At 56.8% G+C, this 8,581-nt stretch carries 1 protein-coding gene; it reads left to right on the top strand.

Going from position 1 to position 8,581, the window contains the following annotated elements; translation table 11 throughout:
- A partial coding sequence (locus tag Xkoz_RS17375; protein WP_141554439.1) for a non-ribosomal peptide synthetase occupies positions 1-8,554 on the top strand: 8,554 nt, incomplete at its 5' end.
- Positions 8,555-8,581 lie beyond the last annotated feature (27 nt).

Genomic DNA, 8,581 nt, shown 5'->3' with positions numbered 1-8,581 from the left:
GGTCGCCTACCTGCGGCCAGAGAACGGGGCGGAACTGGTGCCGGCGGCATTGCGCGAGCAACTTAGCCAGCATCTGGCGGACTATATGCTGCCCAGTGCTTTTATCACGCTGGATACCTTCCCGCTGACCCCCAATGGCAAACTCGACCGCCAGGCATTGCCGGCACCGGATTTATCCGCTGTCGCTGCCCGTCGCTATGCAGCGCCGGTCGGTGAGACTGAAATCGCTCTGGCGCAAATCTGGCAAGAGCTGCTGGGGTTAGAACAAGTGGGTCGCCACGACAATTTCTTCGAACTGGGTGGGCATTCCCTGCTTGCCGTTCAACTGGCGGCACGCGTCCGGCAACGATTGGCGCGAGAGTTGCCGTTACAGACGCTCTTTGAGCAACCGGTCTTGATGCCGTTGGCGCAAACACTCGCTGACACGTCAACCACCACGCAGATCACCATTCCGGTGGCGGATCGCAGCCAGCCGTTGCCGCTGTCGTTTGCCCAACAGCGCTTATGGTTCCTCGGCCAACTCGACCCGGCGGCCAGTCTGGCTTACCATATCCCGATGGCGCTGCGCCTGACTGGCCAGCTTCATCGCCGCGCTTTGACCGACGCACTCGACCATCTGGTCGCCCGCCATGAAAGTTTGCGTACCCGCTTTGTGCTAGTCTCAGGCCAACCTTGCCAGCATATTGATCCGGCTGACATCGGTTTTGCCCTGGCCTATCACGATTTTCGTCAGCTCGATCCGGCCTTGCATACCCAGCGCGTGACCGAATTCGCTAATCTTGAAGCCCAAACCGCTTTCGATTTTGCCCAAGACCCGCTGATCCGCGGTCAATTATTGCAACTGGCCGATGAAGAGCATATCTTGCTGCTGACGCAACACCATATTATCTCTGATGGCTGGTCTATTGGTGTGCTCGTGCAGGAACTCAGTGTGCTTTATCGCGCCTTCCTTGAGGGGCAGGACACACCTTTAGCGCCACTCGCTATTCAGTATGCCGATTACGCCGTCTGGCAGCGTCACTGGCTGCAAGGCGCGGCGCTGACTGCCCAGCGTGATTTCTGGTGCAAACAGCTTGCAGGCGCACCGGCTTTACTGACACTGCCGACCGACCGGCCACGCCCCGCGGTACAAACCTTTGTGGGTGACCAAGTCCCGGTGCACGTTGATGCCGGTTTATTGGCTTCACTGAAAGCACTGGGGCAGCGCCATAACACCACCTTATTTATGACCGTGCTCAGTGCCTGGAGCCTTGTCCTCGCCCGGCTCAGTGGTCAGGAGGATGTCGTTATCGGCACCCCGGTGGCTAATCGCCCACAGCATGAGCTGGAAGGGTTAATCGGGTTCTTTGTTAATACGCTGGCGCTGCGCGTCACCGTCCATGATGACTTTAGCGTGGCCGATTTGCTTGCCCTGGTGCGGGAGCGGGCACTGGCCGCCTATGACCATCAAGATTTGCCTTTTGAGCAGGTGGTGGAAGCCCTCCAGCCGGAACGTAACCTCAGCTACAGCCCGATCTTTCAGGTGATGCTGGCCTTAAACAATACCCCAGCCAAGGCGTTGACACTGCCCAATCTCCAGCTTTCAACGGTTGAACAGCCTCACCGTAACGCCCATTTTGATTTAACCTTGTCACTGACCGAAACCGAAGCCGGGCTGGTCGGTGCATTGGAATATGCGGCCGATTTATTCGACACCGCAACCGTTGAACGGATGATCGGTTACTTCACCAACGTGCTGACCGCCATGGTGACTGATGAAACCCAACCCATTGCCACGTTGCCGATGCTGCCCGCCTCGGAGCGGCACCAACTGCTGGGGGATTTCAATGCCACCCAGGTCGCATTCCCACAAGACATGTTGATCCACCAACGGTTTGAGGCACAGGCCGCACAGCATCCCGACAGCCTTGCCGTAGTCTTTGAGGATCACACGCTCAGCTACGGGGAGTTAAACCGCCGCGCCAACCAGCTAGCCCATCACCTGATAGCGCTGGGGGTGCGGCCGGATGATCGGGTGGCGATTTGTGTCGAGCGCAGTCTGGAAATGGGGGTCGGTTTGCTGGCTGTCCTCAAGGCAGGCGCTGCCTATGTGCCCCTCGATCCGACCTATCCCGCCGACCGGCTGGCCTATATGCTGGACGATGCGGCACCGGGGGTTTTACTGACCCAGGCCACGTTACGCGATAAACTCGACAGCTCCTTGCCGGTGGTCTTGCTGGATAACCCTGAGCCGTTGCCGACAACCCAACCGACGGGTAACCCTGATCCCCACACGCTGGGGCTGACATCCCGCCATCTGGCTTATGTGATTTACACCTCCGGTTCAACAGGACAACCGAAAGGGGTGATGATTGAACACCGTGGCCTGTGCAACCTGATAACCACCCAGCAAAATACCCTGTCACTGACGACCGATAGCCGCGTCTTGCAGTTCGCTTCAAACAGCTTCGATGCCAGTATTTGGGAATATTGCATGGCTTTGATGAGCGGTGCGCGCCTCTATCTCGCCAAACGTGACCATCTGCTGCCCGGCACAATATTGGCCGGCTATCTGGCAGAGCAGGCCATCAGCCATATCCTCTTGTCACCCACCGCGTTGGCGGCGATGGACTCCCTGCCCGATACCCTGCACACCCTGCTGGTGGGGGGCGAAGCCTGCCCGCCGACGCTGGTCAAACGCTGGTCAGCAGGGCGGCAAATGCTCAATGCCTATGGGCCAACGGAAAGTACGGTCTGTGCCACGCTTTACTCCTGTGTGGCTGGCGATAATCCGCCGCCGATTGGTCGCCCGATTGCCAATACCCGGATTTACATTCTGGACGCCCACGGCCAGCCGGTTCCCGTCGGGGTGACGGGGGAAATTTACATCGGCGGAGCCGGTGTCGCCCGCGGTTACCTCAACCGCCCGGAACTGACCGCCGAGCGTTTTCTGGTCGATCCCTTTTCTTCGGAACCCGATGCCCGGATGTATAAAACCGGCGACCTTGGCCGCTGGCTGCCCGACGGCAATATTGACTACCTTGGCCGCAATGATTTTCAGGTCAAGCTGCGCGGCTTCCGTATTGAGTTGGGGGAAATCGAAGCCCGGCTGACCCAATGTGACGGGGTGCGCGAAGCGGTGGTGATCGCCCGCGAAGATGAACCCAACCAGAAACGGCTGGTCGCCTACCTGCGGCCAGAAGACGGGGCGGAACTGGTGCCGGCGGCATTGCGCGAGCAACTCAGCCAGCATCTGGCGGACTATATGCTGCCCAGTGCCTTTATCACGCTGGATGCCTTCCCGCTCACCCCCAATGGCAAACTCGACCGCAAGGCGCTGCCGGCGCCAGATGTCTCCGCTGTCGCTGTTCGCCACTATGCAGCACCGGTCGGTGAAACCGAAATCGCCTTAGCCCAAATCTGGCAAGATTTGCTGGGACTGGAACAGGTTAGCCGCCATGACCACTTCTTTGAACTCGGCGGCCATTCCCTGATGATTGTCAGCCTGGTCGAAGCGCTGCGTCATCGGGGTTGGCAGCTTGAGGTGCGCCATGTCTTTGCCACCCCTACTTTGGCGGAGATGGCGCAGGCGATCCGGTATGACGCCGAGACGTTTGTGGTGCCCCCTAACCTGATCCCGGACGGCTGCACCGCCATCACGCCGGCTATGCTGCCGCTACTTTCCCTTTCCCAGGCTGAGATTGAGGCCATCGTTGACAAGGTTGCGGGCGGGGCGAGTAATGTGCAGGATATCTATCCGCTGGCACCGTTGCAGGCCGGGATTTTGTTCCATCACCTGTTACAGGAACACGGGGATAACTACCTGCTGCGCAGCCTGCTGGCGTTTGATACCCGTGAGCGGCTTGATCGTTTTCTGGCGGCCTTGCAACAGGTTATCAACCGGCATGATATCCTGCGCACGGCGGTATATTGGCAAGGATTGGAACAACCCGTTCAGGCAGTCTGGCGTCAGGCGTCGCTGGTTATCCGTGAATTCACCCCGGCCAGCCCGGATGATATTCCCGCGCAATTACTGGCGCACACCGATCCACGCCAGCACCGTATCGATTTAAATCAGGCACCGCTGTTTGCCATCGATATCGCCCACGATCCGGCACAGGATGAGTGGTTACTCTCCCTGCGCTTCCATCATCTGATCAGTGACCATATGACCCTGGAGCTGATTTTTGCGGAAATCGCCCTCACCTTACAGGGAAGTCCGGAAATACGGCCGACGGTGCCTTATCGTAACTTTATCGCCCAAATATTAAGCGTGCCAATGGCTAAACACGAAGCCTATTTCCGCAGCCAACTGGCGGAGATTGACGAACCCACGGCTCCGTTTGGGATACTCGACGTACAAACGGACAACGGCCCGATCACAGAAGCGTCTCTCCCTCTCGCCCCTGAGCTGGCAACCGCCATCCGCACCCAGGCGCGCCGTTTCGGGGTCAGCCCCAGTGTGCTGTTCCACGTCGCGTGGGCGCAGGTGCTGGCACAAACCAGCGGCCGCGAGGATGTGGTGTTTGGCACCGTGTTATTGGGGCGCTTACAGGGAGGCATCGGCGCGTCTCAGGTGCTCGGTATGTTTATCAATGCTCTGCCCATCCGTATCCCATTACACACACGTTCCGTTAAGCATCTGGTACAGGAGACCTACCAGCGCCTGAGTGAACTGCTGGATCATGAACAGACACCGCTGGCGATTGCCCAGAGTTGCAGTAGCGTTCAGGCATCGTTGCCGCTGTTTAACAGCCTGCTCAATTTCCGCCACAGTCCGCGGAATGAAGAGCAATCCAGTTCCGGTGTCTGGGAGGGTATTCGGGTATTGGACAGCGAGGAGCGCAGCAATTACCCATTGTCGCTGGATGTGGACGATTTTGATGACGGGTTTTCGCTGACCGCACAATGCCGCCCGCAAGTTGATCCTGTGCGCATTAATGCTTATGTCAACACAACCCTGAAAGGCATCGTGGCCGCGCTGCAATTTTCGCCGGAGCAGCCGATCCAGTCTGTCGATATCCTGCCACTGGCCGAGCGTCATCAATTATTGGCGGATTTTAACGACACGGCGGTGGACTATCCGCAGGATACCTTGATCCATCACCTGTTCGAACAACAGGCCGCGCGTACACCGGATGCCACGGCGTTGGTCTTTGGCGAGAACGAACTGAGTTATGCGGCACTGAACCGCCATGCCAACCAACTGGCGCACCAACTGAGGGCGTTTGGCGTGCGGCCTGATGATCGCGTGGCCATTTGTGTCGAGCGCAGCCCGGAGATGATCATTGGCTTATACGGCATTCTCAAAGCCGGTGCCGGCTATGTTCCGCTCGATCCCGAATACCCGGCCGAGCGATTGGCGTACCAACTGGCGGACAGCCAACCGGCACTCCTGTTGACCCAGCGGCACTTGCAGGGATTGTTGCCCACCGCAGGCCTCCCGGTCTGGTTGCTGGACGATGAAACCCACCAGGATCAGGTGGCAAAACAGCCCACCCATAACCCGGATGCCCGCCAATGGGGGCTGGAACCGCACCATCTAGCCTATATCATCTATACCTCCGGCTCCACCGGCCAGCCCAAGGGCGTGATGCTGGAGCACCGCAATGTGGTGAATTTTATCCATGCCCAGCACCAGACCAGCGAACCGAAATTAGGGGATCGCATCCTGCAATTTGCGACTATTGCATTTGATACCTCGGTCTCCGATATTTTCCCGACCCTCGCCTCCGGCGCCACGCTGGTTCTGCGCCCGGCGCATATCCGGGTGCCGGATCAGGCATTTGTCAGCTTATTGAATGAGCAGCGGATCACCATCATCGATATGCCAACCGCTTTCTGGCATCAATGGGTACAGGAGATGATGGCCGGGCGCAGCAGTTTCAGCCCGTACCTGCACACGATTATTGTCGGCGGCGAGAAAGCGGAGCATCGCCATCTCATGAGCTGGCTATCCCATCCCGACACCCAAACCTGCCGCTGGATCAACTCTTATGGCCCAACCGAAACCACGGTGATTGCCACCACATTGACCCTCAATGATAAAGACCAGGATTCGCCTGAATGGGCTGGCGTTATCCCGATTGGTTATCCGTTGCCGAATACCCGCATTTATATTCTGGATACCCAAGGGCGGCCGGTGCCGATTGGCGTCAGCGGCGAGATCCACATTGCCGGGGCGGGCGTTGCCCGTGGTTACCTGAACCGCCCTGATCTGACCGCAGAGAAATTTGTGGCTGATCCGTTCAGCAAGCAACCCAATGCCCGCATGTACAAAACCGGCGATTTGGGGCGCTGGCTGCCCGATGGTGCGATTGAATATCTGGGGCGCAATGATTTTCAGGTCAAGATCCGCGGTTTCCGCATTGAACTGGGGGAAATTGAAAACCGGTTGGTTGCCTGTGAAAGTGTTAGAGAAGCGGTGGTGATCGCCCGCGAAGACGAACCCGGCCAGAAACGGCTGGTCGCCTACCTGCGGCCAGAGGACGGGGCGGAACTGGCGCCGGCAGAACTACGCCAGCAACTCAGCCAGCACTTGGCGGACTATATGCTGCCCAGTGCGTTTGTCACATTGGAGACCTTCCCGCTGACGCCCAACGGCAAACTCGACCGCAAGGCGCTGCCGGCGCCGGATTTAGCGGCGGTTGCCACTCGCGACTATGCCGCGCCGGTCGGTGAGAGCGAAATCGCGCTGGCGCAAATCTGGCAAGAGTTGCTGGGATTGGAGAGGATCGGCCGCCATGACCATTTCTTTGAGTTGGGCGGTCATTCGTTGCTTGCTATACAGCTATTGAATCGCCTGCGCGAACAAAACATGGAGATCTCACTGACCACGTTGTTCGCACATTCCACCTTGTGTGATCTGGCTCTGGCGGTTAAGGCGCCATTCGTCATACCTATATCCCCATTTGACGCCAATCCTGTACCACTCAGTCCGACAGGTGCTTTATTGCCTTTATTCTTGATCCACGAAATTTTCGGTGATCCACTGGTGTATTCTCCATTGGCTACCCTGTTGCCACCTGAACTTCCGGTTTATGCTTTGCAGGCGCTTGGCATCCATACACTGGAGCACCCGCCGGTGTCAATTGAAGCGCTTGCCGCTTGCCATATTCAGGCCATTCGCCGTATCCAACCACAAGGGCCTTATCGTCTGATGGGTTGGTCGATTGGGGGGGAGATTGCCTATGAAATAGCCCTACAATTAACCCGTGGCGGTGAGACAGTCGAGTTTATCGGTATGGTCGATTCCTATTGTCATGTCCATACAGATAGCCATAGCGCTTCGACCATTGCCGACCCATCTGTCAGCGAGGAAGCAAAACGAATCGAGTTCCTCATAAACGTACTGTTTACCCAAAAGATGATTGACGAGAAAAGGGATTTGGCAGAGCTTCACAACCTTAGCAGCATGGAGCAGGTGCTTGATTACGTGATTGAACACCAGTGGTTGCTGGTGGGGATCACACGCGAAGATATTCTCTTGCGTGTCTATACCGCTGAGGTGGTTTCACAGCTTAGTCAAGGGTACATCGCGCAAAAATCCGCCTTGCCTGTCCATCTCTATGCCGCGGAAGAGGCAGCCTATGGCGATCCTTGGCGGGGTTGGCATAACATCGTCGGCCACGATTCGGTGTTACACCCTATCGGCGGAACGCATTTTTCCATCATGCAATCGCCTTTCCTGAACCAAATTGTGGATTTGGTCACTGAAAACTTGCGGGATATGCCTTCCTTTGACCCACGAGTTATCATTCAGCAGGGTTCCCAATCAGTATCACCGCTGTTTTGCCTGCCCGGTGCAGGAGCCAGCCCGTCCAGTTTACTCGAACTGTCCCTTTCATTCCCACAGCAACTGCCGATATACGTTTTGCAGGCACGTGGGTTCACGGCTGAGTACAATTTCCCGTACTCCAGCGTTGAAGGTGCTGCCCGTGCCTATATCCAGCATATCCGGCAAATCCAACCTCATGGCCCTTATCATCTGCTAGGCCACTCTTTCGGGGGCTGGATTGCCTTTGAAATCGCGTTGCAATTGCAAGCAGAGGGAGAACAGGTATCCGATCTGATTCTTATCGATACCGATGAGCCTATTCAGCCAGGAAGCCCTCTCAAGTCATTCAACCGTCTTGAGACAATAATGGAGTTGATCGATATCTATAATATGATATTGGATCAGCCCCTTCCGCTCGCCAGACAAGATATTGCTGATCTGGCTCCGGATGAACAAATTCAGTCTCTGCACAATGCGCTGGTCAAAACCGGGCTCTTTCCGGCGAAGACACCCATATCGATGTTGCAAGGGGTTGTTCGCGTTATGCAAGCTAATCTGAACACGGGCTATATACCCCGTACCCGCTATGAGGGGCTTGTTCATCTGATTAACGCAGAGGAAAGTGATTTGGATGAAAGGCAAACGCGCGAAATTCAGTGGCGTCTCCATGTCTCTGAACTCAATACGATGCTGGCGCCAGGCAACCATATGACCATGTTGTCCATGCCACAGGTCAGGCAATGGATAACCATGCTATGGCAGAAACTGGATTATTTGCGCAACCCAAATGTTGATTAACGGATATACCCAATAGATCCCCGCTTG

This window comes from Xenorhabdus kozodoii, assembly GCF_002632875.1.
GTDB lineage: Bacteria > Pseudomonadota > Gammaproteobacteria > Enterobacterales > Enterobacteriaceae > Xenorhabdus > Xenorhabdus kozodoii.
Note: the sequence above shows the minus strand (reverse complement) of the source record. Positions and strands in the feature narration are given on the sequence as shown.